Genomic DNA, 26,109 nt, shown 5'->3' with positions numbered 1-26,109 from the left:
CGGTACCTTCGCGCTTTCCTGGGATGCATGCAGAGGCTCATCTATTAGGCACTTGCATAGCTTTTGGGCACGTCGACGGTCGATGAGGCGAGCTTGCGTGCTGGCAGACTTTGGTTTCAATTGGCGGGATGATCACGGACCTTGCCACACTGCTCACCCCGAAGGAAATGGCCGATGCGGACGCTGCCGCGGCTGCCTCAGGTATCGACTCCTACGGACTGATGGAGCAAGCAGGGCGGGCGGTTGCGGCGGCGGCGCTGCGGCTTTATCCGCAGACGTGCCGCTTCGTCGTGCTTTGTGGGCCGGGAAACAATGGCGGAGACGGCTATGTTGCCGCCCGTGCGCTTGCCGAGGGCGGCGCCAGAGTGCAGATCTTCGTGCTGGATGTCGCCTTCGAGCCTGCCGGGGACGCGGGGATTGCCAGGCGGGCTTGTCCGCTCCCGGCCTTGCCGCTGTCGGATCTGAGCTTGCAGGCGGGTGACACAATCATCGACGCCGTCTTCGGTGCGGGCTTGGCGCGTGACGTTCCAACCGACCTTCGGGAGGTGATCGCGGCCGTGGAAGCGTCCGGCCTTCCCGTCATCGCCGTCGACCTCCCGTCCGGCCTGTGCGGCCGCAGGGGCATACCGCTCGGCGGTGCGTTTCCCGCGAGCCATACGGTGACCTTTATGGCACGCAAGCCGGGCCACCTGCTGATGCCCGGCAGGTCACTGTGCGGTGACGTCGAGGTCGTCGACATCGGCATCCCGTGGCGCATCGTTCGAAATGCCGGGGGTGCGCTGCGGGTGAACCAGCCGTCGCTGTGGCGCCACCTGCTGCCGAAACCTGATTCAGGATCGCATAAGTACCGGCGGGGACATCTCATCGTCTTCTCCGGCGGCGCATCACACACGGGCGCCGCGCGCCTCTCGGCGGAGGCCGGGCTGGCCAGCGGTGCCGGACTCGTCACGGTCGCTTCGCCTCCCGATGCAATGGGGACGAACGCCGGACACCTAACGGCTGTCATGCTGCGCGAAGTGAAGAATCCAGATGAGATCGGGGAGTGGCTGGCAAGCGGGAAACTCTCGGCCTTCGTTTTGGGACCGGGATTTGGCGTTGGTGCAAAGGCGAGGGATTTCGTCCTGGCGCTCGATGGCCACCCGCTCGTGCTGGACGCTGACGGGATCACATCCTTCCGGGACTGTCCGGACCTGCTCTTCGATGCCTACCGCGGCGAAACCCGCCTTGTCCTGACGCCTCACGAGGGGGAGTTCGCCCGTCTTTTCCCGGATATCGGTGACGCCTTCGAGCTGAGCAAGGTCGAAAAGGCGGTGGCTGCCGCACAACGGTCGAATGCCGTCGTCGTCTACAAGGGGGCCGATACCGTCATTGCTGCGCCCGACGGCCGGGCCGCTGTCAACGAGAACGCTCCGCCTTGGCTCGCGACGGCGGGCTCGGGCGATGTACTCGCTGGAATGATCGGCGCACTGCTGGCCAACGGCATGCCGGCATTCGAGGCGGCCGCCGCGGGCGTCTATCTCCACGGGGAAGCCGCTCTTCGCGCAGGGGAGGGCATGACGGCCGAAGCGCTGGTCCACGCCATTAGGCCGCTCGACGCTGACTGATCAGCCGTCGACCAAACCCTGGAGGGCTATCGCCCCCTGCGGGGCATTCACCTTGCCTTCGTGAATGAAGAAGGCAAAGACGTCACGTGGTTCCTGCTTCGGTTTACGAGCCCCGTCGACGAGCGGCAGGTCACCCGGCACACCACCCGACGCCCATGTCTCCAGGCGATCCGCCCACGCCTTCAGATCGGCTTCCGCATAACAATTCGGGATGTCGTCGGATCCCGTCTGCAGCCGCGCGTAGACGAAATCAGCGGTTACGTCAGCAATCATCGGGTATTCATGATGATCGGCGCAGACGGGCGCTACATTGTATCGGGCGAGGAGTTGCACGAATTCCGGAACCTTGAAACTGTCGTGGCGTACTTCCACGACATGCCGCAGACGCAGTCCGTCGACATTGTCCGGCAGAAGCTTCAGGAATGCTTCGAAATCCTCGGGCTCGAACTTCTTGGTGGGCGCGAACTGCCACAGGATCGGTCCGAGATGCGGGCCGAGTTCCGTCAGCCCCTGGGCAAAGAACCTGTCGATCGATTCGCCGGCCTCCGCCAAGACCTTGCGGTTGGTCGTGAAGCGGCTGGCCTTGAGCGTGAAGATGAAGCCTTCCGGCACTTCGGAGGCCCATTTCGCAAAAGTCTCAGGTTTCTGCGATCCGTAATAGGTGCCGTTGACCTCGATGACCTTCAGCTTGCCGGACGCATATTCAAGCTGCCGCTTCTTCGGCAGCTTCTCGGGATAGAAACTGCCTTCCCACGGCTCGAAGGTCCAGCCTCCGATTCCGGTGCGAATCGTGCCTTTCGCTGGCATCATGCCTCCCCGGCGACTACTCCGCCGCCTCAACCCTCTTCGCCGGTCGTCGATCGAGCAGTTCCTTGAGGAACTGACCCGTATAGGACCGCTTTTCGTTGACAATCGCCTCCGGCGGTCCGGCTGCCACCACTTCGCCGCCGCCGGTTCCACCTTCCGGCCCGATGTCGATGATCCAGTCCGCCGTCTTGATGACCTCGAGATTATGCTCGATGACCACCACCGAATTCCCCTGGTTCACCAGTTCGTGCAACATGTCGAGGAGCTTTGCCACGTCGTGGAAATGCAGACCCGTCGTCGGCTCGTCGAGGATGTACAGCGTGCGTCCGGTCGAGCGCTTCGACAATTCCTTGGCTAGCTTGACGCGCTGCGCCTCGCCCCCCGAAAGCGTGTTGGCCTGCTGCCCCACCTTGATATAGCCCAGGCCGACATTGAAGAGCGCCTGCAACTTGTCACGCACGGAGGGAACGGCCGAGAAGAACTCGACACCTTCCTCGACCGTCATGTCCAGCACATCGGCGATTGACTTGCCCTTGAAATGCACGTCGAGCGTCTCACGGTTGTAGCGCTTGCCGTGGCAGACGTCGCAGGTGACGTAGACGTCGGGAAGGAAGTGCATCTCGATCTTGATGACGCCGTCGCCCTGGCAGGCCTCGCAGCGGCCGCCCTTGACGTTGAAGGAAAAGCGGCCGGGCGCATAGCCCCGCGCCTTCGCCTCGGGGAGGCCTGCAAACCAGTCACGGATCGGGGTGAAGGCGCCGGTATAGGTGGCCGGGTTGGAGCGCGGCGTGCGTCCGATCGGCGACTGGTCAATATCGATCACCTTGTCAATGTGTTCGAAACCGTCGATCCTGTCGTGCTCGGCAGGGATCTCTCGCGCACCCATGACCCGCCGTGCGGCGGCCTTGTAGAGCGTTTCGATCAGGAAGGTGGACTTACCGCCGCCCGAAACGCCGGTTACCGCCGTGAAAACGCCGAGCGGCACAGATGCGGTGACATTCCTCAGATTGTTGCCGCGGGCGCCGACGACCTTGATCTCCTTTCCCTTCTTCGGCTTGCGACGTTCGGCGGGCACCGCGACACCGAGTTCGCCGGAAAGATACTTGCCGGTGATCGATTTAGGGTTTGCCATGACCTGCGCGGGCGTGCCTTCCGCGACCACTTCACCGCCGTGAATGCCTGCGGCAGGACCGATATCGACGACATAATCAGCGGTGAGGATCGCGTCCTCGTCATGCTCGACGACAATCACGGTATTGCCGATGTCCCGCAGGTGCTTCAGCGTATCGAGCAGCCGCGCATTGTCGCGCTGGTGAAGACCGATCGACGGTTCGTCCAGGACATAGAGCACCCCCGTGAGCCCTGAGCCGATCTGCGAGGCAAGCCGGATGCGCTGGCTTTCGCCGCCGGACAGCGTGCCTGAATTCCGGGAAAGGCTGAGATAGTCGAGGCCGACATCGTTGAGGAAGCGCAGCCGTTCGCGGATCTCCTTGAGGATGCGCACCGCAATCTCGTTCTGCTTGGTGTTCAGGTGCTGCGGCAGTTCCTCGAACCAGTCCCGCGCCACCTTGATGGACATGTCGGTCACCTGACCGATATGCAGCGCGTTGACCTTGACGGCCAGTGCCTCCGGTTTCAGACGGAAGCCGTTGCAGGCGGGGCAGGGCGCCGCCGACATGTAGCGCTCTATCTCCTCGCGCGCCCACGCACTGTCGGTTTCCTTCCAGCGGCGTTCGAGGTTGGGAACGATCCCTTCGAATGTCTTCGTTGTCTTGTAGGACCGGGCGCCGTCCGCGTAATGGAACTCGACCTTCTCTTCGGTCCCCTGGAGGATGGCGGACTGCGCCTGCTCGGAGAGTTCCGACCAGCGGGTGGACAGCTTGAAGCCATAGACCTTCCCAAGCCCCTCCAGGGTCTGGTTGTAATAAGGTGAAGTCGACTTGGCCCATGGGGCTATAGCGCCGTCGCGCAGCGTGCGGCTCGGCTCCGGCACGATCAACGCCGCGTCGATCTTCTGCTGGAAGCCGAGCCCGTCACAAGTGGGGCAGGCACCAAAAGGATTGTTGAAGGAGAACAGTCGCGGTTCGATCTCTGGGATCGTAAAGCCCGAAACGGGGCAGGCGAATTTCTCAGAAAAGAGCACGCGTTCGTGCGTTTCGTTCAGCGACTTGTTCGCCGAGCCGCCCGCGGCCGTTTCCTGCGGCGGGAGCGGCTTGTCGGCAAACTCCGCGACTGCCAGACCGTCGGCAAGCTTCAGCGAGGTCTCGAGGCTGTCGGCCAGTCGCGCACCGATGGCCGAACGCACAACGAGGCGATCCACCACCACGTCGATGTCATGCTTGTATTTCTTGTCGAGCGCCGGCACATCGGCGATCTCGTAGAACTGGCCATCCACCTTCACCCGCTGGAAGCCCTTTTTCATCAGGTCGGCGAGTTCCTTCTTGTACTCGCCCTTTCGACCGCGGATCATCGGCGCCAGGATGTAGAGACGGGTTCCCTCCTCGAAGGCGAGGACCCTGTCCACCATCTGGCTGACCGTCTGGCTCTCGATCGGCAGGCCGGTTGCCGGCGAATAGGGAACGCCGACGCGCGCAAACAGCAGGCGCATGTAGTCGTAGATTTCGGTGACCGTGCCGACAGTGGAGCGCGGATTGCGGGACGTCGTCTTCTGCTCGATCGAAATGGCAGGAGAAAGCCCGTCGATCTGGTCCACGTCCGGCTTCTGCATCATCTCCAGGAACTGGCGCGCATAGGCCGAAAGGCTTTCGACATAGCGTCGCTGTCCCTCGGCGTAGATCGTGTCGAAGGCGAGGGAGGATTTGCCTGAACCGGAAAGCCCGGTCATGACGATCAACGAGTTGCGCGGCAAGTCGAGATCGATACCCTTCAGGTTATGCTCACGCGCACCACGGATGGAGATCGTCTTAAGTTCGCTCATTAGTCTGCTCGGTGGGGAAGGATCGATGCCCTTATGTAGTGAATGAAGTGGCGGTGTGAAGGCAGAAACTCCAACAGACCGCGTCAAATGCGAGTCGCTTGACTCGATTATAGAGAATAAATAGAACAAAAAAAGAACAAAAATCGACTGTGGATGAGCGGCAGAGGGAGGCCAATCCCGGCGGCAGATGGTCTAAGCTACCGTCCTCTCGGAAATTGGCTGCACGACAGGCAGCGAACAAGGTGAAGAACTATGGCTGGAAGCGTCAACAAGGTAATCCTGATCGGTAATGTCGGAGCCGATCCTGAAATTCGGCGCACGCAGGACGGCCGTCCGATCGCCAACCTGCGCATTGCCACTTCGGAAAGCTGGCGTGACCGCAACAGCGGCGAACGCAAGGAGAAGACCGAATGGCACAATGTCGTCGTCTTCAACGAGGGCCTGTGCAAGGTCGTCGAGCAGTATGTGAAGAAGGGCGCCAAGCTCTATATCGAGGGCGCGCTGCAGACCCGCAAGTGGCAGGACCAGAACGGCAATGACCGCTATTCCACGGAGGTCGTTCTGCAGGGCTTCAACTCGACGCTGACCATGCTGGACGGGCGCGGCGAAGGTGGCGGGCAGGGGAGCTATGGCGGCGGCAGTGGTGGCCGCGTTAGTGGCGGCAGCGACTACGGCGGAGGCAACTTCGGCGACGACTACGACCGGCCAGCCTCCGGCGGAAGCCGTGGAGGCCAAGGTAGTGGCCAGGGTGGCGGAGGCGGCTTCTCCCGCGATCTGGACGACGACATCCCGTTCTGATCTACGTTCGGTCGCTTTGTGAGCGACCGAACTGACGAGCCTCAGACGGTGTTGAACGCCGACTTCACGCCGTCCACCACGAACTGGACGGAGAGTGCCGCCAGAATAACTCCAAGGAGGCGGGTCAGGATGGCCCGCCCCGTCACTCCGAGGAATCGGTCTAGCCGTTCGGCAATCAGCAGGGCCGCCAATACCACACCCATTGTGAGTGCCAGGACGCCGATCAGCAGAAGGCGGTCCCATGGGCCTGCCAGGGTGCCGGCGAGAAGTACCGTCGCGGAAATGGCTCCGGGTCCGGCGATCAGCGGAAGCGCCAGCGGAAACACCGCAATGTTATGAAGGTGGTCGACCGTGATTGCCGCCTGCGACGTCTTTTCCTTGCGCTCTTGCCGACGCTCGAAGACCATCTCGAAAGAGATCCAGAACAGCAGAAGTCCGCCGGCGATGCGGAAGGCGCCCATGGATATCCCAAGGGAGCCCAGCAGGCTCGCACCGAAGAGGGCGAAGACGGCAAGTATGCCGAAAGCTATCAGCGAGCCGCGCACAGCGACGTGACGGCGCTGTTCACGGCTCATGCCGACCGTCAGCCCCAGGAAAACCGGCGCCAGCCCGGGCGGGTCGAGTGTGACGAGCAGGGTGGTGAAGGCATTGACCAATATGTCTGCAGTCGCCATCTCTCCTCCAGCGCGTTTGCCGATCCTTGCGGACCCCCTCCGACCTTGTTAGGACAGCGTCACCTTCAAGGGAAGGGCGGCCTCGCCATTGTCTGGCGCGCCGCGCCACGGCGGGCTTTCTCGCCAGGGTTCGAAACCTGTTCACAACCGGTGTCGAACTTGGCGCATGAAGCCGCTTTCCGCTATAGAAACACAACTGATTCCGAACAAAGATCGTGATCCGATTTGACTGAGCAAAGCACCCCCGGCGGCGGAAAGCTGCCACCCGGCATCGAACCCATTTCCATCATGGAAGAGATGCAGCGGTCCTATCTCGATTACGCCATGAGCGTCATCGTCAGCCGCGCGCTCCCGGATGTTCGTGACGGATTGAAGCCGGTCCATCGCCGCATCCTTTTCTCCATGAGCGAGATGGGCATCGACTGGAACAAGAAGTATGTGAAGTCGGCGCGCGTCACCGGTGACGTGATGGGTAAATACCATCCTCATGGCGATTCTGCGATCTACGACGCCCTGGCACGTATGGCGCAGGACTGGTCGCTCCGCCTGCCGCTGATCGACGGCCAAGGCAACTTCGGCTCGATCGACGGCGATCCGCCGGCAGCTCAGCGCTACACTGAGTGCCGCCTGGCGAAGGCTGCACATTCGCTTCTTGACGACCTCGACAAGGAGACGGTCAACTTTCGCGACAACTATGATGGGACGATGTCCGAACCGGTCGTGGTACCGGCACGCTTCCCGAACCTCCTCGTCAATGGCGCAGGTGGCATCGCAGTCGGCATGGCGACGAACATCCCGCCGCACAATCTTGCCGAGGTGATCGATGCCTGCATCGCCTTGATCGACAATCCGGCTATCGAACTGCCGGAACTAATGCAGATCATCCCGGGACCCGATTTCCCGACCGGCGCACTGATCCTGGGAAGGGCAGGGATTAAGTCCGCCTATGAGACCGGGCGCGGCTCAGTCATCATGCGCGGCCGGGCGCATATCGAGCCGATGCGGGGAGACCGCGAACAGATCATCATCACTGAGGTTCCCTACCAGGTGAACAAGGCGACGATGATCGAGAAGATGGCCGAGCTCGTGCGCGACAAGCGCATCGAAGGCATTTCCGATCTTCGCGACGAATCCGACCGCCAGGGCTACCGCGTCGTGATCGAGCTCAAGCGCGATGCCAATGCCGAAGTCATCCTCAACCAGCTCTACCGTTACACGCCGCTGCAGACGTCATTCGGCTGCAACATGGTGGCCCTGAACGGTGGCAAGCCCGAGCAGTTGACGCTGATCGACATGCTGAAGGCGTTCGTCGCCTTCCGCGAGGAAGTCGTCAGCCGGCGCACCAAGTACCTTCTGCGCAAGGCCCGGGAACGCGCACATGTCTTGGTCGGTCTGGCGATCGCCGTCGCGAATATCGACGAGGTCATCAACCTGATCCGTCGCGCGCCGGATCCGGCAACCGCGCGTGAGCAACTGATGACGCGCCGCTGGCCGGCGCATGATGTCGATGCGCTGATTCGGCTGATCGACGATCCGCGCCACCGCATCAATGACGACGACACCTACAACCTGTCGGAAGAACAGGCTCGTGCGATCCTGGAACTGCGTCTTGCCCGCCTGACGGCCCTGGGCCGTGACGAGATCGCCGACGAACTCAACAAGATCGGTGCAGAGATCAGCGACTACCTGGAAATCCTCTCCTCGCGGGTTCGCATCTACCAGATCGTCAAAGACGAGCTGACGGCCGTCCGGGACGAATTTGGGACGCCGCGACGCACCGAAATCCTGGAAGGCGGCCCCGACATGGACGATGAGGATCTCATCGCCCGCGAGGACATGGTCGTCACCGTTTCACACCTCGGCTACATCAAGCGGGTGCCGCTCACGACCTATCGCGCACAGCGGCGCGGCGGCAAGGGCCGCTCCGGCATGGCGACGCGTGACGAAGATTTCGTGACCCGGCTGTTCGTTGCCAATACGCACACGCCGGTGCTGTTCTTCTCGTCTCGCGGCATCGTCTATAAGGAGAAGGTCTGGCGCCTGCCGATCGGCACGCCCACCTCGCGCGGCAAGGCACTGATCAACATGTTGCCGCTGGAGCCGGGAGAGCGCATCACGACCATCATGCCGTTGCCGGAAGACGAGACGACGTGGGACAATCTCGACGTCATGTTCTCGACGACACGCGGCACCGTTCGCCGGAACAAGCTTTCCGACTTCATCCAGGTCAACCGCAACGGCAAGATCGCAATGAAGCTCGAGGAGGAGGGCGACGAAATCCTCTCCGTCGAGACATGCACGGATCGTGATGACGTGCTCCTGACGACCGCGCTTGGCCAGTGCATCCGCTTCCCCGTCGATAGCGTTCGCGTCTTTGCCGGCCGTAACTCGATCGGCGTGCGCGGGATCAGCCTCCAACCAGCCGATCGCATCATCTCGATGACAATCGTCGGGCATGTCGATGCCGAGCCCTGGGAGCGCGCTGCCTACCTCAAGCGGTCTGCCGGGGAACGTCGCGCGATGGGCGTTGACGAAGAGGATATCTCCCTGGTCGGCGAAGAGGTCGGCGCCGAAGGTGAACTCACCGAGGAGCGGTACCAGGAACTCAAGGCGCGGGAGCAGTTCGTGCTGACGGTTTCTGAGCGAGGCTTCGGCAAGCGTTCGTCCTCCTACGACTTCCGTACCTCTGGCCGCGGCGGCAAGGGGATCCGCGCCACCGATACCTCGCGCACGAATGAGATCGGGCAACTGGTGGCCGCTTTCCCGGTCGAAGATACCGACCAGATCATGCTCGTGTCGAATGGCGGGGTACTGATCCGCGTACCGGTCAACGGCATTCGCATCGCAAGCCGCGCCACGAAGGGCGTCACCATCTTCTCCACCGCGAAGGATGAACGCGTCGTTTCAGTAGAACGCGTCAGCGAGCCGGAAGGCAGCGATGAGAACGGTGGCCTGGTCCCCGACGAGATCGTTTCGGAAACGGGCGATTTCGGACCATCTCCCAAGGCAGAGGCTCCGCCTCCGGATACGGACGCTGAGTGATGCTCAGAACGAAAATAAGCCGGGCGTCATGCCCGGCTTATTTTTTGGCTGCACGGTCGACATCTCGTGCGACGGTGCAGTCCGCTACCGTGAAATCAGTTAAACTCGATCTCAATGACTAGAAGGTGACCCGGCGGGCCGCAAAGACCTTCATTTCCTCGCGTTCACGGCGCAGTTCGGAAATCGTCGACGCGATCGACGCTACGAACATGACGCTGATCAGACTTGCCAATACCGAAAGGGTCACGAACATAACCTGCCTCTTGCTTCGGGCCGTCAGTAGAACGAGATATCGTGATAACGTCCCGTCATCTGCGGATAGTTTAGGTCGCTCCATTCCGAACGATCCTGGTAAAGGCTCACCGTGGCCGTGAGCATTGCCGCAATCATTGCTGTCCATACCATGTTGATCATGGAAATCTTGTCCAGCATGATCGGCTTCCTTCTCTCGATCATCTCAGTTGTCCTTCTTGTTGGCCAGAACGCTCTTCCGGCGAACTGGTTCCAATTGCATGGAGAAGCATGGGGTCGCTTCTCGGTTCGGTCTCCCGCCCACTGCTGGCAAGAATGCATACCGTCAATGAAACGGGCTTGAATGGCGCATTCATCTGGCGTTCATCTTCGCGGCTTGCAGCGCCGGACCTTCCGTGACAAAAGGCGATAAAACCCGTGAGAGGCTTGATGGCGACCGCATTTTATCCCGGATCATTCGATCCGATGACGAACGGACACCTCGATGTGCTGCTCCAGGCGTTGAACGTCGCCGAAAAGGTGGTCGTTGCGATCGGTATCCATCCAGGGAAGACTCCGCTTTTCACTTTCGAGGAGCGAGCCCAGCTAATCCGAGCATCACTTGCCGAGGCATTGCCATCGGCAGCTGGCGAGATCGATGTCATTTCGTTCGACAACCTCGTGGTGGATGCCGCGCGTGCCCATGGCGCAAGCCTGCTTATTCGCGGACTGAGGGACGGGACCGATCTGGACTATGAAATGCAGATGGCTGGCATGAACCGGCAGATGGCGCCCGACGTGCAAACGGTATTTCTGCCCGCTGGCGTTGCCTCGCGGCCCATTACGGCCACATTGGTACGTCAGATCGCCGCGATGGGCGGTGACGTCGGTGCCTTCGTTCCGGCTCCGGTGCTTGCTGCCATGAAAAACAAGCTGAACCGCTGACTCTCGTTCTTGGAGAAGACATGAAACTGCTTCGTCTCGCCTTTGCCGGTGCTCTCGCATTTACCTCGGTTGTCTTGCCGGCATTCGCCGCAGAGGACGATTATCTGACGATCGAACTCAAGGACGGCCCGGTGGTCGTCGAACTGATGCCGGACGCGGCACCCAACCACGTCGAGCGCCTGAAGGAGCTCGCGGCGAAGGGCGAGTACGACAATGTCGCTTTTCATCGCGTGATTGAGGGTTTCATGGCCCAGACCGGTGATGTCGAGTTCGGCGACATGGAGGATGGTTTCAATCCTGCGCGGGCCGGCACTGGTGGATCGCAGCTGCCCGATCTTCCCGCCGAGTTCTCGCAGCTTCCATTCGAACGCGGTACCGTCGGCATGGCACGGTCGCAGGATCCCGATTCTGCCAATTCGCAGTTCTTCATCATGTTCGACGAGGGATCGTTCCTCAACGGCCAGTATACGGTCGTGGGCAAGGTCGTCTCGGGCATGGAGAATGTCGACAAGATCAAGCGGGGCGAGGGCGGTAACGGCGAGGTTTCCGACCCCGACCGGATGGTGAAGGTCACCGTCGGACGATAAACGAAGGGCGCTCACCGGCGTCGAAACGAAGAATGAAGGAGAAGGACATGGCCGAGATCAAGGATCCGGAAAACACGCTCATCATGGAAACCACGAAGGGCAGGGTCGTGATCTCGCTGATGCCTGATCTTGCACCCGGCCACGTCGCCCGGATCAAGGAGCTCGCCCGTGAGAACGCCTATGACGGTGTCGTCTTCCACCGCGTGATCGCCGACTTCATGGCGCAGACAGGCGACGTGCAGTACGGCAAGAAGGGCGGCGCGAGCTTCAACCCGTCGCGGGCCGGCATGGGCGGTTCCGACAAGCCGGACCTGAAGGCCGAGTTCTCGGCCGTTCCGCATGTCCGGGGCACCTGCTCAATGGCCCGTTCGCAGAATCCGAACTCCGCCAACTCGCAGTTCTTCATCTGCTTCACGGAGGCTCCCTGGCTCAACAAGCAGTACACCGTATGGGGTCAGGTCATCGAAGGCATGGAGCATATCGACCAGATCAAGAAGGGTGAGCCGGTCCAGGATCCCGACTCGATCGTCACGCTGCGGGTTGCTGCCGACGCGGCCGCCTGATCATCCAGGCACGGATGATCCCTGCGCCCCGGGAAGACCGGGGCGTTTTCCGTTTGTGACAATGGCTCAGCGAGGCGATGAAGGTATTTCGATGACTGGCTTTCTTTGGAGCATCCTCGGCGTCGTTGCCGGCGCATGCATCGCGATCCAGGCTCCGATCAACACGCAACTCGGCCGCGCGCTCGGGATGCCGGTGGCGGCCGCCATGATATCCTTCGCCGCCGGTGCGATTGCGCTTGCGGTAGTGGTCGTCGTCTTCTCCCGCCTTCAGGGCGTTGCGCCGGATTGGCGCGCGCCAGCTCCCTGGCTGTACTTCGCGGGTGGCTGCCTCGGAAGCGTTTATGTCACGGCTGCCATCCTGCTGACGCCCCGGATCGGCGCAGCCGCCGTCATGGCGTTTTCCGTCGCAGGCCAACTCACGGCCGGTCTTCTCATTGACCGCATCGGCTTCATGGGTGTAGCCGTGCGCGAACTGACGGCCGGACGGGTAGTGGGGGCTCTGCTGCTCTGCGCCGGCGTCGTGATGATCCGGATGTTCTGACCTCTCATGCGCGTAGACCTCTTCGACTTCGACCTGCCTGACGAAAACATCGCCTTGCGCCCAGCTAGCCCGCGCGACGCCGCTCGCATGCTCGTTGTCCGCCCCGGGGGTACATCTTTCCTCTCCGACCGGGCGGTTCGTGATCTCCCATCCCTCCTGCGAGAAGGCGATGCGCTGGTCTTCAACGACACCCGCGTCATTCCCGCGCAACTGGAAGGGCAGCGTGTACGCGAAGGCGGAAGTGAATTGCCGGTGTCCGCGACACTGCATATGCGGGCAGGTCCTGAACGTTGGAAGGCTTTTGCAAGACCCGGCAAGCGCATCAAGGTCGGTGACCGGATCCTCTTCGGACATAGCGGCGATGCCTGCCTTCTCGGCACGCTGAATGCTACCGTCGAGGCAAAGGGAGAGGGGGGTGAGATCACGCTTCTCTTCGACCTTTCGGGCCCTGCGCTCGACGAGGCGATCATGACGGTGGGACACATTCCTCTGCCGCCTTACATCGCGGACAAGCGGCCCGAGGATGAACGCGACAGAGAAGACTATCAGACCATCTATGCGCGCGAGCAGGGTGCGGTTGCCGCCCCGACGGCCGGTCTGCATTTCACACCAGAGCTATTCGCGGCGCTCGACGAGGCGGGGATCGAGCGGCATTTCGTGACGCTGCACGTCGGTGCGGGAACTTTCCTTCCGGTGAAGGCAGATGACACGAGCGAGCACCGAATGCATGCCGAGATTGGACATGTCAGCTCCGACACCGCCGAGCGACTGAACGCGGTCAGGAAGCGGGGCGGGAGGATCGTTTCCGTTGGAACCACATCCCTGCGCCTGCTGGAGAGTGCGACTGCAGAGGATGGAACCATCAATCCCTGGAGCGGCTCGACCGACATCTTCATCACACCGGGTTACAGGTTCAGGGCCGTCGATATCCTGATGACGAATTTCCATCTGCCGAAATCGACGCTCTTCATGCTCGTCTCGGCCTTCAGCGGCCTCGAAACAATGCGAGGCGCCTACGAGCACGCCATCCGTACCGGCTATCGCTTCTATTCCTATGGCGATGCCACCCTCCTGTTCCGGGACCCAGAATGACAGAAACATTTCAGTTCACCCTCAAGGCTACTGACGGCGGTGCGCGGCTTGGCGAAGTCAGCATGCCACGGGGCGCGATCCGCACGCCGGCCTTTATGCCCGTCGGCACGGTCGGCACAGTCAAGGCGATGTATCTTGACCAGGTACGGGAGACGGGTGCGGACATCATCCTCGGCAATACCTATCATCTGATGCTGCGGCCGGGAGCTGAACGCGTCGGGCGGCTCGGAGGACTGCACAAGCTTATCCGCTGGGAGCACCCGATCCTCACCGACAGCGGCGGCTTCCAGGTCATGTCACTGTCCGGCCTGCGGAAGCTGGACGAGCAGGGCGTCACCTTCAAGAGCCACGTGGACGGCTCGTTGCACCACATGTCGCCAGAGCGGTCGATCGAGATACAGGGGCTCCTCGGTTCCGACATCCAGATGCAACTGGACGAATGCGTCGCGCTCCCCGCAGAGTCGAGAGAGATCGAGCGGGCGATGGAGCTTTCCCTTCGCTGGGCGGAACGATGCCGCGTCGCCTTCGGCGAGCAAGCCGGCAAGGCTATGTTCGGCATCGTCCAGGGTGGTGACCAGCCGGATCTGCGAATACGGTCAGCCGAGGGGCTGAAGCAGCTCGATCTGAAGGGCTATGCGATCGGCGGCCTTGCCGTCGGAGAGCCGCAGGACGTGATGCTGAAGATGCTGGAAGAGACACTGCCGGTCCTTCCGACGACCAAGCCACGCTACCTCATGGGGGTAGGCACACCCGACGACATCCTGAAATCCGTCGCCCGCGGCATCGACATGTTCGATTGCGTGATGCCGACTCGCTCCGGACGCCATGGCCTTGCCTTCACGCGACGCGGCCGCATAAACATCCGCAACGCCCGACATGCTGAAGACATGCGTCCGCTCGACGAGGAGTCGAGCTGCCCTGCAGCGCGCGACTATTCCCGCGCCTACCTGCATCACCTGGTTCGTTCGGACGAAGCGCTCGGAGGAATGCTCCTGTCCTGGAATAACCTTTCCTACTACCAGGACCTGATGAAGGGGATTCGCCTCGCAATTGCTGAAGGACGTTTCGCCGAGTTCTACGCGGAGACGCAGGCGATGTGGGCGAGGGGTGATCTGGACCCCATTTGAGCGTCCACGACTGCGTCAGATGCCTCGGTTGGCGCGATTGGGGCGAAGGCGGATGCCGTTGACCTTGTAGACGCCGCTGTCCAGCAGCCTGATCTCGAAGATCGCCGTCCAGTCACTGCCGTCCCGGTCGGCCAGCATCACCTCCTGCAGTATGAACTCACCTCCGCCGACCAGCTTCGAGCGCCCGAACGCGTAGTTGCGGACGGCCTCAAGCGGCGGGTAGCGTTGGAGGATCATGGCAAGGAAACGGCTCTCGTCCGATATGCTGTTGCGCATGTTCGGACCGGCCTCCGCAAAAGCTCCCGTCGCGTCACGCGCGAGAATGCGATGATCTGGCGAGAGACGACCTCCTGTGCGTCGACCACGGGATCTTCGGCACGCAATGGCCCGCCGGAGAGAATTGCCAGTGCCAGGGCGATCGATACGAAGCGCAAGAGCATCGGCTATCCCTTCGACAAATGCTCATCGACAGCTTACATCAAACGGCATGTCTGAAAAGGTCACAACACCGTCAAACCCGGAGAAGCGCCCATCGCTCGAAGACAGCGAGACAGATGCTGACGTGCCGACGGCACGAATGCTCGCCTGGGCACGAAACTCCGCGCTCTATCGGCTGTCCCGCCGCATGATGACGGAGCAGGAACTGGGTTCTGCCGTTCGCAGAAAGGCGAAGCAGAAGTTCGAGGGCATCACCGAGCTCCAGCTACAGGCATTGGCGGCAAGGGCAATTGACTGCGGGCGGCAGGTGGGCGGACTGGATGACCAGGCCTATTCGGCCTCCAGGGTTCGCGCCGGGGTCCGGGGCGGAAAATCCAGACGACAGATAGCCGATACGCTTCGACGCAAGGGTGTGAGCAACGACACCGTGACCGAAGTCTTGCTGGACGCGGATGATCTCCGTGCCGCGACTGCATACGCCCGCAAGCGCGGGTTCGGTCCATTCCGGACCGCGCCCGCGGACGAGAAACGTCTCGCACGGGAACTGGCGTCGCTGGCGCGAAGAGGCTTCAGCCTGGACATCGTCCGGCGGATCACCAGCATGGAGAGGGAGGAAGCAGAAGAGGTGATGGCGGATTCACACTGGTGAGGCGTGCCAAGCCGTGCGGGCTTTCATAAAATCCAAAAATCACATAAGATGGATTATGGAACTTATAGATCAGGCTGCGATTCCAGAGACTTATACAAACTCCGTGAGCCTTTCTATCAGATTCCAACACGGTCGCGCGTGCACCACCGCTAACTGACCTCGAACTCGTACTCGAAGCTCAGTCCGTCGTGCGCCGGCTGCACATGGTCCGGCGTTGCGTTGTTAACAGCATCGTAGTCCATGGGCGTGTGCATGTGCGTCAGGTAAACCTGGCGCGGCATCAACCGAGCGATCCACTCCAGCGCCTGATCGAGCGAAAGATGGCTCGGATGATGATGATACTGCAGAGCATCGAGTATGAGGACATCGAGCCCCTCCAGACGGCCGACGCTCTCCGGCGGAAAATCACTGACGTCGCTGCAATATCCGACATTGTCGAACCGGAAGCCGAGCGAATGTATCTCGCCATGCACCTGACGGTGCGCCAGAATCTCGATCGGACCACCCGCACCGTCAATGACCAGCGGATCGGCGAGCGACTGGATCAGTCTGGGCTCGACGATCGGCGGATAGTTTCCACCAGCCGGTGTTTCGAGGCAATAACCGAAGCCCATGCGAATCCGCTCCATCGTTGAGCTATCCGCGTAGATGGGAATGCGCTTCCTCTGGGTATGGAAGTAGCCCCGCAGGTCATCGATCCCGTGGAGATGATCCGCATGGGCGTGGGTATAGAGAACTGCATCGATATGCTGGACCCGGGCGGCGATCATCTGTTCGCGAAAATCTGGCCCCGTATCGACGACGATGGTGGTTGCGCCGCCGTCCGGTGAGAACTGCTCTACGAGGAAAGCGGCACGCGTTCGTCGATTGCGCGGATTGTTCGGGTCGCAGGCGCCCCAATCGCCGTTGATGCGCGGCACTCCGGGAGAGGACGCACATCCGAGGATGGTATATCTGCGCCTGTACCGCATGCTCCTCAGAGCCTCGGCATCTTGGCAAAGATCCGGAACGCGTTGTCGGTTGTCATCCGCGCCACTTCGTCGAACGAAAGGCCGAGCGTCTCCGCCAGAACCTCCGCCGTATTGACCACATAGGCAGGCTCGTTGCGTTTCCCGCGCCACCGCTTCGGTGCAAGATATGGAGCATCCGTCTCGACCAGCAGCCGCTCGTGCGGAACCTTTTTCGCTATTTCACGGAGTTCTTCCGACTTCGGAAAAGTCAGGATTCCGGAGAAGGAAATGTAGCCGCCCAACTCGACACCGGTGCGGGCAAGATCCGCTCCGGACGAGAAACAATGGAGGATGAAGGGGAAGGCCCCCTTCCCGCTTTCCTCCCGCAGGATCGCCGCCATGTCATCGTCTGCGCTGCGGCTATGGATGACCAGCGGCAACTGCGTCCTGCGGGACGCCTCGATGTGGCGGCGAAACCCGGTCTGCTGGTCTTCCGGCTTCTGCGTGTCGTAGAAATAATCGAGGCCGGCCTCGCCGATCGCGACGATCTTCTCGTGACTCTCTGCCAACCGAACAAGGTCGTCCGCCGTGATGTCCAGTTCGTCGCCGGCATTATTCGGATGGGTGCCGACCGAGCAGAAGACGGAGGGATACCGGGCGGTCAACGCCAGCAGGCGATCCAGTTTCCGCACATGCGTCGAGATCGTCACCATCTGTCCCACGCCGACGCCGTGGGCGCGCGCAACCAGTTCGTCGCGCTCCTCATCAAAATCGGCAAAGTCGAGATGGCAGTGTGTATCGATGAGCATTTCTTGCCTCGAACTCAGGCACCTGTCTCCGGTGCGACGTAACGCGGGAAGACCGGCGTCGGCGCCTCGAGCACGGTGCCCGGAACAAGCCGTCCCGCCTCGCCGAGCGAGCTGAAATCACGTTTGTCGGCAGGCGCGGCTACAAGGTCCAGAAGCTTCGCGCTGGCATCCGGCATGTAGGGCTGAAGCAGGATGGCGATCTGCCGAACTGTCTCGGCCGTGACGTAAAGCACCGTCGCCATGCGTTCGGGATCCGTCTTCTTCAGCGCCCATGGTGCCTGTCCGGCGAAATAGCGATCAGTCTCGGAAACGAGACCTATCACGGCAGCAACCGCCCGGTGGATCAGTTGCTTGTCCATCTCCTCTCGGCACGTTCCCAGAAGTGAATCGGCCGACGCCAGGATGGCCCGATCCTCCTCGGTGAATTCGCCAGGCTGTGGGATCTTGCCGTCGCAGTTCTTGACGATCATCGAGAGCGACCGGCTGGCGAGATTGCCGATACCGTTGGCAAGATCGGCATTGATCCGGGTCCCAATGGCTTCCTCGCTGTAGCTGCCGTCCTGACCGAAGGAGACTTCGCGCAGGAAGAAGTAGCGCACCTGATCGAGCCCGAAGTGGTTCACGAGATTGACCGGATCGACGACGTTGCCGAGGGACTTCGACATCTTCTCGCCCTTGTTGAGCAGGAACCCATGCGCGAAGACCCGCTTGGGCAATGGCAGACCCGCCGACATCAGGAAAGCCGGCCAGTAGACAGCATGGAAGCGGATGATGTCCTTGCCGATGATATGGGCGTCCGCCGGCCAGTATTTGGCGCGCGGGCCATTCTTATCCGTCAGGAAGCCGGTTGCGGTCACATAGTTCGTCAGCGCATCGACCCAGACATACATCACATGCGCCGGATCGTTCGGCACCTTGATGCCCCAGTCGAAGGTGGTGCGCGAGATCGAGAGGTCCTTCAGGCCGGACTTGACGAATGAGATGACTTCATTCCGCCGCTCCGCAGGACCGATGAAATCAGAATTGTCGGAGTAGTGCTTCAGCAGCTTCTCTTCGTAAGCCGAGAGCTTGAAGAAGTAGCTCTCCTCCTCCACCCATTCGACCGGTGTGCCCTGCGGGCCGTAGCGTACACCATCGTCCCGCACCTCGGTCTCGCCCTCCTGGTAGAAGGCTTCGTCGCGGACGGAATACCAGCCGGCGTAGCTGTCCTTGTAGATGTCGCCATTATCGGCCATCCGGTTCCAGATCTCGCGGCAGGCCTCGTGATGGCGAGGCTCAGTCGTCCGGATAAAATCATCATTCGACGCGTTAAGAAGCCGCCCCATCTCACGGAATTCGTTGGAATTCCTCTCCGCAAGTTCGGACGGATCGATCCCTTCGGCGCGCGCAGTCTGCTGCATCTTCTGGCCGTGTTCGTCCGTGCCGGTCAGGAAGAAGACGTCCCTGCCGTCGAGGCGCTGGAAGCGCGCCATGGCATCCGTCGCGATCAGTTCATAGGCATGGCCGATATGAGGCTTGCCATTGGGGTAAGAAATCGCGGTGGTGATGTAATAGGGAAGCTTGTCCGGCATTATCGCACTCGAGCATGGGAGGGTGGGTTTGGCTATTAGCCTATGTTTCGCAGCAGCGAAACCCATACTTCGCCGTGCCTGCCTATGGATTAGCGATGGGCGGCTTCGAGGATCGATAGAAGCGTCTGCTTCCGGTCGAGGTTGTAGGCCTGCGAGACGGTGACCTTCTCCCCCACCTCGCTGGCCAGATCCGCCATGCGTGCCGCAGCGGCGAGATCTCCCGCGAAGGCGGCCTGGCGCGCCCGGTCGGAAAGATGGTCGCCAAGATGCTCCAGAAAGAAGCCGAGCGCGACGTCCGCATCCTTCGCCGAGAGCACGTCGGACAAACGATGCATCGCTCGTCTTGCGGCCGGCCCCTCCTCCGCCAGCATCTGATTGAATGCGCTGACGATGTCGGCGCCGCCGTAGTTCAGAAGCTTGAGCACCTGCGAGACGCTCCCTTTCGACATGGCGAGCACGGTCTCCCTTGTCCGGCCATCGATCGAAACGCCCAGCGCTTCGAGCGCGCGCAGAAGATCCTGTTCGCCGAGCGGTGAGAGGCGTAGCGGCAAGCAACGGGAGCGTATGGTCGGCAGCAGCTTACCCGGGGCATGCGACAGGACGAGGAACATCGCCCGCTTCGGTGGCTCCTCCAGGATCTTCAGGATGGCATTGGCAGCGTTGCGATTAAGATCGTCGGCGGGATCGATGATGACGATACGCCAATTTCCTGTCCCGGATGTCTGGGAGAAGAAATGCCCCGCCCGCCGGACTTCGTCGATCGTGATCGCGGTCTTCTGCTTTCCCGACTTCTCATCAACCGGCCGGGTCAGATGCAGGAGATTGTGAGAAGCGCCGGAGGCAATCTGACGGCCGATCGCGGACTCTGGATCGGGGATTGCAAGCTGGTCCGGTGCCGTCTCCGGGTCGGGGTGAGCAAGAACGTGGGCCGCAAAACGGAAGGCAAGCGTCGCCTTGCCAATCCCCTCCGGGCCCTCGATGAGGATCGCATGGTGGGCTTTGCCCGTGCGGTAGCTGCGTGCCAGGAATTCTTCTGCAGCCTGATGACCGAACAGGTTCGGATTTCGTGCTGGCGGGATCGCGCCGTCAAGGATGTGAGCGTCCTCACCCATCAGACGTTTTCCGCGCTGGCCGTTACCTTATCCTGCCGCGCCGCCAGCGGTTCGACAATGGACAGAACTTCGGCTGCGATGGCATCCTCGGGCTGGTCCGCGTTTACGACGTGACACCTCCCCGGATCGGCGGAAGCGATCTCGAGAAAAGCCTCGCGACGCTTCTCATGGGTCTGGAGTTCCTCTCTTTCGAAACGATCGGGCGCAGTAGCCCCTCCCCTTGCGCGCGCCCTTGCAAGTCCCTTTTCAGCAGGCAGGTCTAGAATCACGGTGCAGTCGGGGTAGACGCCGTTGACAGCGATCCTCTGCAGGGCTTCCAGGTATTCCGTTTCAAGGTTCCCGGTGACCCCTTGGTAAACTCTGGATGAGTCCATGAACCGGTCGCACAGGACGACGGCACCGCTTTCCAGTGCCGGACGAATGACCTCCTCGACATGGTCGCTGCGGGCCGCGGCGAAGAGGATCGCCTCCATGCGGACGCCGAACTCCTCTGCGGCTCCCGAAAGCAGTACGTGCCGTACCGCCTCCGCGCCGGGAGACCCTCCCGGCTCCCTCGTCACCAGGACGTCGAGGCCTTGCCGCCGGAGCGATTCCGCAAGCCGGCGAATCTGGGTGGACTTCCCTGCCCCTTCGCCGCCTTCGAACGTTACAAACAGTCCTGGTCTTTTTGCCAACCGCAACAACTCTTCACGCTTCCGGGCCACGGCGGCCCTCGGCCACGCTCCAGGCCATCAGCCATGCCTATCGCATCTGTTGCTAAGATAAAACCTCTCTGGCGCTACAACCAGAAGAACATGAGTTCGAGCAGTGCATCGGTCGCCTTGGAGAGCAGCGTTCCGGAGCCGACCGGATGGGCAGCCACAAGCTCGACCTCACGAACCAGCCGCTCATCAGCGGAAATCTTCAGCATACCAACCGCCTGTCCCTCGGCGATCGGCGCCCTCAGCGGCCACTGATAGACGATCCTGCCGCTCAACCTCGGCGGCGTTTCCGTCGGCAGGTAAATATCTACCGGCTCGCGGGCCACCAGATCGAGATAGCGGGTCTCGCCTCCGTAGACGCTCACCTGGCCGACCACCTCGCCCGGAGAGAACAGCAGCTTCGTCTCGAATGAAGACAGCCCCCATTCAAGCACCCGACGAGCCTCTTCCAGCCGCTCCTTCTCGCTCGCCAATCCACCCATGGCCAGAAAAAGCCTGGTGCCGCGACGTTCGACGGATGCCACCAGAGCGTAGCCAGCATCCTTGGCGTATCCCGCGCCCAGCCCATCGACACCGATGTTGAGCGACAGCAGGGGGTTCTTGTTCCGCTGAAAGATCCCGTTCCACTCGAACTCCGGCTGCGAATAGAGCGCATATTGATCTGGATATTCCCGGTGAAGATGACGTGCCAGTTCCACAAGGTCTCGCACCGTCGTGAAACTCTCCGCTGGAGGGAGCCCTGTCGGGTTTGCGAATGTCGAACGACTGAGACCCAGGTCCTTGGCCCGCGCGGTCATACGGGCCGCAAACTCTGCCTCGGAGCCACTGATCCCCTCGGCCAGGACGATGCAGGCGTCGTTCGCATTCTGGATCACGACGCCCCTGATCAGGTCGGCCACAGGAACCGTCGAGTTCAACGCGGCAAACATCGTCGTTGTACCGGACGGTGCACCACCATTTCTCCATGCGTATTCCGTAACGGGAAAGCTGGTGGCTGCGGAAATTTCCCCCCGCTTCAAAGCGCTGAAGACAACCTCCATTGTCATCAACTTGGCGAGCGAAGCAGGCGGGAAGGCCTGGTTCTCGTTGACCGCCAGCAGGACCGTGCCTGTCTTAGCCTCGACGAGATAGGCTTGCCTGGCCTTGGTGACGAAGCCGGCATCCGCCTGCTGTGCAACAGCCGCATCCATGCCGATCATTGCCTGCACCAGGGCAAGCAGCACCAATACCAGAAATCTCATGACTGCTCCGCGTATGATCGGCATACGCGTATCAACATGGCACGGTCGGGGCAATTGCGCTCGTCTTACTGCGACGCTTTTTTGCCTTGTCGCCGAGCGGCGTACGAAAGGATGGAGCTTTCGGTAAGGCCGTCATTGCGGACCATTATCGCATCGAAGACGAGCTCCACCTCGCTCACCGGTTCTACGACATAGGCCGATCGCAGGCCGCTTGAGAGCCCCGCGACCCCATAACCGGGACGCTCGGCAGGCAGCGGCCCCATCTCGGGCAGAGTTGCGAACGTATCCTGCGTGGCGAGGGTGTCGAACGCCTGGGCAGACGGCGCCCGTGGTCCGCTCGGCGTGGGTCCGCCGAAGGCGACCGGCACAGGCACCGCGCCGCCATAGCTCTGCAGTTCCTGGCCAAACGGGGCATTGGAAGCAACCATGACGCCACTGGCGATCTGGCCTTCCGGCTGGACCGCAGGCAGACGGTCTCCCTTGCCGATATAGGAGGCCATCAGATACGGCATGTCGTGTCCGTCCATTCGTGCACGCCCGACATACTGGACGTTCACCTTCGCGGTTCCCGCCCGTTTCATGTCGAGGAGTTCCGCGGTCTTGGCGGAGACATCGATGATGCGTCCGGGATGGAACGGGCCGCGATCATTGACGCGAACGATGACGGACGCACCGGTTTCAGTGTTCGTCACCCGCGCATAGCTAGGCAGAGGAAACGTGGGGTGAGCCGCCGACAGATGTTCCTTGTCGTAGACCTCGCCGTTGGCCGTAAGCCGGCCGTGGAAGGCCGAGCCGTACCATGAAGCCAAACCGGTCTTGTTGTAGGAGTGATCCTCCTTGGGGACGTAGGTCTTGCCCTTGACCTCGTAGGGCTTGCCGACCATGAAGCGTCCTCCCCCCTTGGGGACGGGCTTGCCTTCGGTAACCACGCGCGGGCTCGCCTTTACGCCATATTCCTGCTCGGAAAAATATTCCTTGCTCCGCGGCTTCTGGCCTTTGGGTTGCGTCGTGGAACACGATGCCACGCCGAAACACATCAATGCCACCCCGAGCCATTTCGCCGAATGGGAAAGTCTGCCGCCGCCAGATTTCAACTCTCAATGCCCCTGCCGTCACCGGGCGCCCCTGCACCCGTCATTGGTCAGTGCCCCAAGAAGGAGCCGTTCCGACCGAACAATGGTGACAACCAATGTTTTTAAAGTGGCGAAAATGCGAATGATTTCTGTGGGCAAATCGACGTTTCGCCGCGCATGGTTAGCGAGAGGTTAAATCGCAACGACTAAGTATTCCAGCGCGTCTGGAAATCCAGCGAACCGACGAGAATCGTTTCACCCCTCTCGTCACGCACAGAAACGCGAATGCCGCCACTGGAGACGCCGGGCAGTTCCTCGCGAGCAACGTCCGTCAGGATGCGGCTCACCTCCTTCAATAGGAGATCCTGCCGCATTGGGAGGGTCACTCCCATATCATCACGGGTCAGGCCATCGCCATTGGCAAGGTCGAAGAAGTATCGGGGCATGTGCTGTCTCTTCTGGCGTATGTCCGCCGAAAACTTCTTAGGCAACTTTGTTCCAACCATCGGTGTTCTCCTCCACAACGAAACCCAACGTGTCGCCACCAAGAAGACAGGCTAGATGATCGAAGCGCTATTCCAGAACCTCGAACACCGGGACGTTCTTTCGGGAGCGGAGCGAGTTCTTCTCCGCGCCACACTCTCGAAGGAGCGGAGCTTTGGAAAGGGCGACGACATCGTCGCCGAGGGTGCGCGGCCGGCGGTCAGTACATTGCTCTGCGAGGGATTTGCCGCCCGCTACAAGATCACCGAAGGAGGGAGCCGCCAGATCACGGCGCTCCACGTCGCCGGCGATTTCGTCGATCTTCACGCCTTCCTGATGAAGACGATGGACCATGGGATTGTCGCGCTTTCACCATGCCGCGTTCTTCTGGCCGAGCACGGTGAACTCAAGTCGCTTACGGAAAATTCGCCTCACCTGACGCGGCTGATGTGGCTCGATACCCTGATCCACGGGGCAATCCATCGATCCTGGATCGTCGCCATGGGCCGGCGTTCGAAGGCCTCCCATCTGGCCCACATCATGTGCGAACTCTATGTGCGCCTACAGGTAACCGGTCGCGTCGAAGGGCTAAGCTTCCACTTGCCCCTCAGCCAGGCCGAAATGGCGGACGTGATGGGCCTGTCTCTCGTCCACATGAACCGGGTGATCCAGGCCATGCGACGCGAAAATCTGGTCACATGGATCAACCAGACGATCACCATTCTCGACTGGGACCGTCTACGCAGCCTGGCCGAATTCGACCCCACCTACCTCAACCTGTGGATCGAACCGCGTTAGATGGCAAGCGGAGCGAGCACATCGCCTGCCCGGGCCCCGCAGTCGCCAGACTCGCATGTTGACGCTACCGAAGCCAGGAGCTAAAGCCCTTGCACCACATGGATCAGCATCGGCTCAGGAAGAGTGTCCGAGTGGTTTAAGGAACCGGTCTTGAAAACCGGCGTGCGGGAAACCGTACCGTGGGTTCGAATCCCACCTCTTCCGCCACTAGCACGCCGAATGACCGCAAATGGCTTGCGATCCCGCTATTTTTTGTCAGTGCTCACTTAGTCCCTTCTCTTCCGTGAATATGCTCCAGGCGGAGATAAAGAGAGCGGCAACGAGCGGACCGATGATGAAGCCGTTGACCCCGAACAGCGACAGGCCGCCGATGGTCGAGATCAGCACAACGTAGTCGGGAAGCCGCGTTTCCTTCCCGACCAGCGGCGGGCGCAGCAGATTGTCGACCAGCCCGATAACCAGGACGCCGACGAAGACGAGGATGGCGGCCTTCAACCACGCACCCGTCAGGGCAAGGTAGATGGCCGTGGGCACCCAGACGACCGCCGCACCAACGGCCGGAAGGAGCGATAGAAAGGCCATCAGCACGCCCCACAGGAGCGCCGCGTAGATGCCGAGCGCCCAGAAAGTCAGGCCTCCGATCGCACCCTGTATGAGCGCGATGATCAGGTTGCCGCGAACGGTGGCTCGAACCACAGAGGCAAACTTGGCTGCAAATCGCTGAGTGTGGCTCTCACTGAGCGGTGATGACCGCCGAAGCACTCCGATCAGCCACCGCCCATCACGAAACAGGAAGAAGAGCAGATAGAGCATCACGCCGAAGACAATGAAGAACTGCAGGGTATTCTGACCTATGCTCAGGGCTCTGCCGGCGAAGAATCGGCCACCCTCCATGAAGACCGACGTAATTCGGTCTCTGATCTCATCAAAACCCGTCAGTTCAAGGCTTTCGATCGGCTGTCGCACGAACTCCGGAAGGGAGTTCTGTAGCTGCTGAAGCATGCGCCGGATATCGATCTGGCCCGTGTCTATCTGCTGATAGAGGTTGTTTCCTTCCCGCACCAGCGAACTCAGGATCACCATCCCCGGTACAATGACGAGGCAGACGCAGATGGTGACGGACAGCACTGCCGCCAGGTTCCGGCGCTCACCCACCCGGGCCTCCAGCCTGGCATGCACGGGAAAGAAGATGATCGCCAGCACGACCGCCCAGAAGATGGCAGAATAGAACGGCAGCATAACCGCGACGAATGCGATCGTCACCAGGACCAGCAGGACGTAGAAACTAAAGCGCTGGACGGACATCACGGTACCTTTCTTCGATGAGAAGCCACG

At 61.2% G+C, this 26,109-nt stretch carries 26 protein-coding genes and 1 tRNA gene; 12 read left to right on the top strand and 15 right to left on the bottom strand.

The annotated features are described in order from the left end of the window. Nucleotides 1-119 precede the first annotated feature (119 nt). Entirely contained in the window at nucleotides 120-1,604 is a 1,485-nt protein-coding gene (locus FN060_RS08115; RefSeq protein WP_142588441.1) for an NAD(P)H-hydrate dehydratase, read from the top strand. Here FN060_RS08115 and FN060_RS08110 read toward each other — a convergent pair whose 3' ends face one another. Together FN060_RS08110 and uvrA are read right to left on the bottom strand one after the other, a co-directional pair. After that, nucleotides 1,605-2,411: a DUF72 domain-containing protein gene (locus FN060_RS08110; protein ID WP_142587621.1), complete on the bottom strand. Its 807-nt coding sequence runs from the start codon at nucleotides 2,409-2,411 to the stop codon at nucleotides 1,605-1,607. Nucleotides 2,412-2,427: 16 nt separating this feature from the next. Further along, nucleotides 2,428-5,349 carry an excinuclease ABC subunit UvrA gene (uvrA, locus tag FN060_RS08105; RefSeq protein WP_142587620.1) on the bottom strand — a complete coding sequence of 974 codons (2,922 nt, stop codon included), beginning with the start codon at nucleotides 5,347-5,349 and terminating at the stop codon, nucleotides 2,428-2,430. 252 nt (nucleotides 5,350-5,601) lie between these two features. On the opposite strand from uvrA, the gene FN060_RS08100 reads away from it, so the two are divergent. After that, the gene (locus FN060_RS08100; protein WP_142587619.1) at nucleotides 5,602-6,147 is read left to right on the top strand and encodes a single-stranded DNA-binding protein; all 546 of its coding nucleotides are present in this window, start codon (nucleotides 5,602-5,604) and stop codon (nucleotides 6,145-6,147) included. Between the two features lie 41 nt (nucleotides 6,148-6,188). Here the strand turns inward: FN060_RS08100 and FN060_RS08095 are convergent, their stop codons facing one another. Further along, nucleotides 6,189-6,821, bottom strand: a complete 633-nt coding sequence (locus tag FN060_RS08095) for a MarC family protein (RefSeq protein WP_077546257.1) — start codon at nucleotides 6,819-6,821, stop codon at nucleotides 6,189-6,191. Between the two features lie 225 nt (nucleotides 6,822-7,046). On the opposite strand from FN060_RS08095, the gene gyrA reads away from it, so the two are divergent. Then, a complete protein-coding gene (gene gyrA / locus FN060_RS08090; protein ID WP_183949688.1) occupies nucleotides 7,047-9,863 on the top strand; it encodes a DNA gyrase subunit A in 2,817 nt (938 codons plus the stop codon). 118 nt (nucleotides 9,864-9,981) lie between these two features. Here gyrA and FN060_RS23360 read toward each other — a convergent pair whose 3' ends face one another. Together FN060_RS23360 and FN060_RS08085 are read right to left on the bottom strand one after the other, a co-directional pair. After that, on the bottom strand, nucleotides 9,982-10,116 hold the full coding sequence (locus tag FN060_RS23360; RefSeq protein ID WP_280514321.1) for a hypothetical protein: 135 nt from the start codon (nucleotides 10,114-10,116) through the stop codon (nucleotides 9,982-9,984). 23 nt (nucleotides 10,117-10,139) lie between these two features. After that, nucleotides 10,140-10,319, bottom strand: coding sequence for a hypothetical protein (locus FN060_RS08085; protein WP_142587618.1), 180 nt, complete (start codon nucleotides 10,317-10,319; stop codon nucleotides 10,140-10,142). A 225-nt stretch (nucleotides 10,320-10,544) separates the two neighbouring features. Between FN060_RS08085 and coaD the strand changes: the two genes are divergently transcribed. The 6 genes from coaD to tgt all read left to right on the top strand — a co-directional run bounded on the left by coaD (nucleotide 10,545) and on the right by tgt (nucleotide 14,949). Beyond that, complete coding sequence (coaD, locus tag FN060_RS08080) at nucleotides 10,545-11,039, top strand: pantetheine-phosphate adenylyltransferase (protein WP_142587617.1); 495 nt, start codon at nucleotides 10,545-10,547, stop codon at nucleotides 11,037-11,039. A gap of 20 nt (nucleotides 11,040-11,059) precedes the next feature. After that, nucleotides 11,060-11,626: a peptidylprolyl isomerase gene (locus FN060_RS08075; RefSeq protein WP_142587616.1), complete on the top strand. Its 567-nt coding sequence runs from the start codon at nucleotides 11,060-11,062 to the stop codon at nucleotides 11,624-11,626. A 47-nt stretch (nucleotides 11,627-11,673) separates the two neighbouring features. Beyond that, the gene (locus tag FN060_RS08070) at nucleotides 11,674-12,189 is read left to right on the top strand and encodes a peptidylprolyl isomerase (protein WP_142587615.1); all 516 of its coding nucleotides are present in this window, start codon (nucleotides 11,674-11,676) and stop codon (nucleotides 12,187-12,189) included. Nucleotides 12,190-12,280: 91 nt separating this feature from the next. Then, a complete protein-coding gene (locus FN060_RS08065) occupies nucleotides 12,281-12,730 on the top strand; it encodes a DMT family transporter (protein WP_142587614.1) in 450 nt (149 codons plus the stop codon). A gap of 6 nt (nucleotides 12,731-12,736) precedes the next feature. Then, nucleotides 12,737-13,822: a tRNA preQ1(34) S-adenosylmethionine ribosyltransferase-isomerase QueA gene (gene queA / locus FN060_RS08060; protein WP_142587613.1), complete on the top strand. Its 1,086-nt coding sequence runs from the start codon at nucleotides 12,737-12,739 to the stop codon at nucleotides 13,820-13,822. Continuing rightward, nucleotides 13,819-14,949 carry a tRNA guanosine(34) transglycosylase Tgt gene (gene tgt / locus FN060_RS08055; protein ID WP_142587612.1) on the top strand — a complete coding sequence of 377 codons (1,131 nt, stop codon included), beginning with the start codon at nucleotides 13,819-13,821 and terminating at the stop codon, nucleotides 14,947-14,949. Before queA ends, tgt begins: the two co-directional genes overlap by 4 nt. A gap of 15 nt (nucleotides 14,950-14,964) precedes the next feature. Here tgt and FN060_RS08050 read toward each other — a convergent pair whose 3' ends face one another. Further along, a complete protein-coding gene (locus FN060_RS08050; protein WP_142587611.1) occupies nucleotides 14,965-15,225 on the bottom strand; it encodes a DUF4864 domain-containing protein in 261 nt (86 codons plus the stop codon). A 211-nt stretch (nucleotides 15,226-15,436) separates the two neighbouring features. Here FN060_RS08050 and FN060_RS08045 point away from each other — a divergent pair, with 211 nt between their 5' ends. Continuing rightward, nucleotides 15,437-16,036, top strand: a complete 600-nt coding sequence (locus FN060_RS08045) for a regulatory protein RecX (RefSeq protein ID WP_142587610.1) — start codon at nucleotides 15,437-15,439, stop codon at nucleotides 16,034-16,036. Nucleotides 16,037-16,185: 149 nt separating this feature from the next. Here FN060_RS08045 and FN060_RS08040 read toward each other — a convergent pair whose 3' ends face one another. The 8 genes from FN060_RS08040 to FN060_RS08005 all read right to left on the bottom strand — a co-directional run bounded on the left by FN060_RS08040 (nucleotide 16,186) and on the right by FN060_RS08005 (nucleotide 23,939). Beyond that, complete coding sequence (locus FN060_RS08040) at nucleotides 16,186-17,007, bottom strand: MBL fold metallo-hydrolase (RefSeq protein WP_142587609.1); 822 nt, start codon at nucleotides 17,005-17,007, stop codon at nucleotides 16,186-16,188. A gap of 5 nt (nucleotides 17,008-17,012) precedes the next feature. After that, a complete protein-coding gene (locus FN060_RS08035) occupies nucleotides 17,013-17,795 on the bottom strand; it encodes a TatD family hydrolase (RefSeq protein WP_142587608.1) in 783 nt (260 codons plus the stop codon). Between the two features lie 14 nt (nucleotides 17,796-17,809). After that, nucleotides 17,810-19,366, bottom strand: coding sequence for a methionine--tRNA ligase (gene metG / locus FN060_RS08030; protein WP_142587607.1), 1,557 nt, complete (start codon nucleotides 19,364-19,366; stop codon nucleotides 17,810-17,812). 89 nt (nucleotides 19,367-19,455) lie between these two features. Further along, nucleotides 19,456-20,478: a DNA polymerase III subunit delta' gene (locus tag FN060_RS08025; RefSeq protein ID WP_142587606.1), complete on the bottom strand. Its 1,023-nt coding sequence runs from the start codon at nucleotides 20,476-20,478 to the stop codon at nucleotides 19,456-19,458. Beyond that, entirely contained in the window at nucleotides 20,478-21,152 is a 675-nt protein-coding gene (gene tmk, locus FN060_RS08020) for a dTMP kinase (RefSeq protein WP_142587605.1), read from the bottom strand. The genes FN060_RS08025 and tmk overlap by 1 nt, the downstream gene beginning before the upstream one ends. Nucleotides 21,153-21,256: 104 nt before the next feature. Continuing rightward, nucleotides 21,257-22,420 carry a D-alanyl-D-alanine carboxypeptidase family protein gene (locus FN060_RS08015; protein WP_142587604.1) on the bottom strand — a complete coding sequence of 388 codons (1,164 nt, stop codon included), beginning with the start codon at nucleotides 22,418-22,420 and terminating at the stop codon, nucleotides 21,257-21,259. Between the two features lie 65 nt (nucleotides 22,421-22,485). Further along, nucleotides 22,486-23,457, bottom strand: a complete 972-nt coding sequence (locus tag FN060_RS08010; RefSeq protein ID WP_142587603.1) for a septal ring lytic transglycosylase RlpA family protein — start codon at nucleotides 23,455-23,457, stop codon at nucleotides 22,486-22,488. Nucleotides 23,458-23,699: 242 nt separating this feature from the next. Continuing rightward, nucleotides 23,700-23,939 (bottom strand): DUF6894 family protein, encoded by a 240-nt coding sequence (locus FN060_RS08005; protein ID WP_142587602.1) that lies wholly within the window; start codon nucleotides 23,937-23,939, stop codon nucleotides 23,700-23,702. Nucleotides 23,940-24,054: 115 nt separating this feature from the next. On the opposite strand from FN060_RS08005, the gene FN060_RS08000 reads away from it, so the two are divergent. Continuing rightward, a complete protein-coding gene (locus FN060_RS08000) occupies nucleotides 24,055-24,774 on the top strand; it encodes a Crp/Fnr family transcriptional regulator (RefSeq protein WP_142587601.1) in 720 nt (239 codons plus the stop codon). Between the two features lie 117 nt (nucleotides 24,775-24,891). Further along, nucleotides 24,892-24,981 (top strand) — tRNA-Ser (locus FN060_RS07995). A 48-nt stretch (nucleotides 24,982-25,029) separates the two neighbouring features. Here the strand turns inward: FN060_RS07995 and FN060_RS07990 are convergent. Continuing rightward, nucleotides 25,030-26,079 (bottom strand): AI-2E family transporter, encoded by a 1,050-nt coding sequence (locus FN060_RS07990; RefSeq protein ID WP_142587600.1) that lies wholly within the window; start codon nucleotides 26,077-26,079, stop codon nucleotides 25,030-25,032. Nucleotides 26,080-26,109: the final 30 nt, after the last annotated feature.

This window comes from Pseudorhizobium halotolerans, from assembly GCF_902153235.2.
GTDB lineage: Bacteria > Pseudomonadota > Alphaproteobacteria > Rhizobiales > Rhizobiaceae > Neorhizobium > Neorhizobium flavum.
This window is presented reverse-complemented; position numbering and strand designations above follow the sequence as displayed.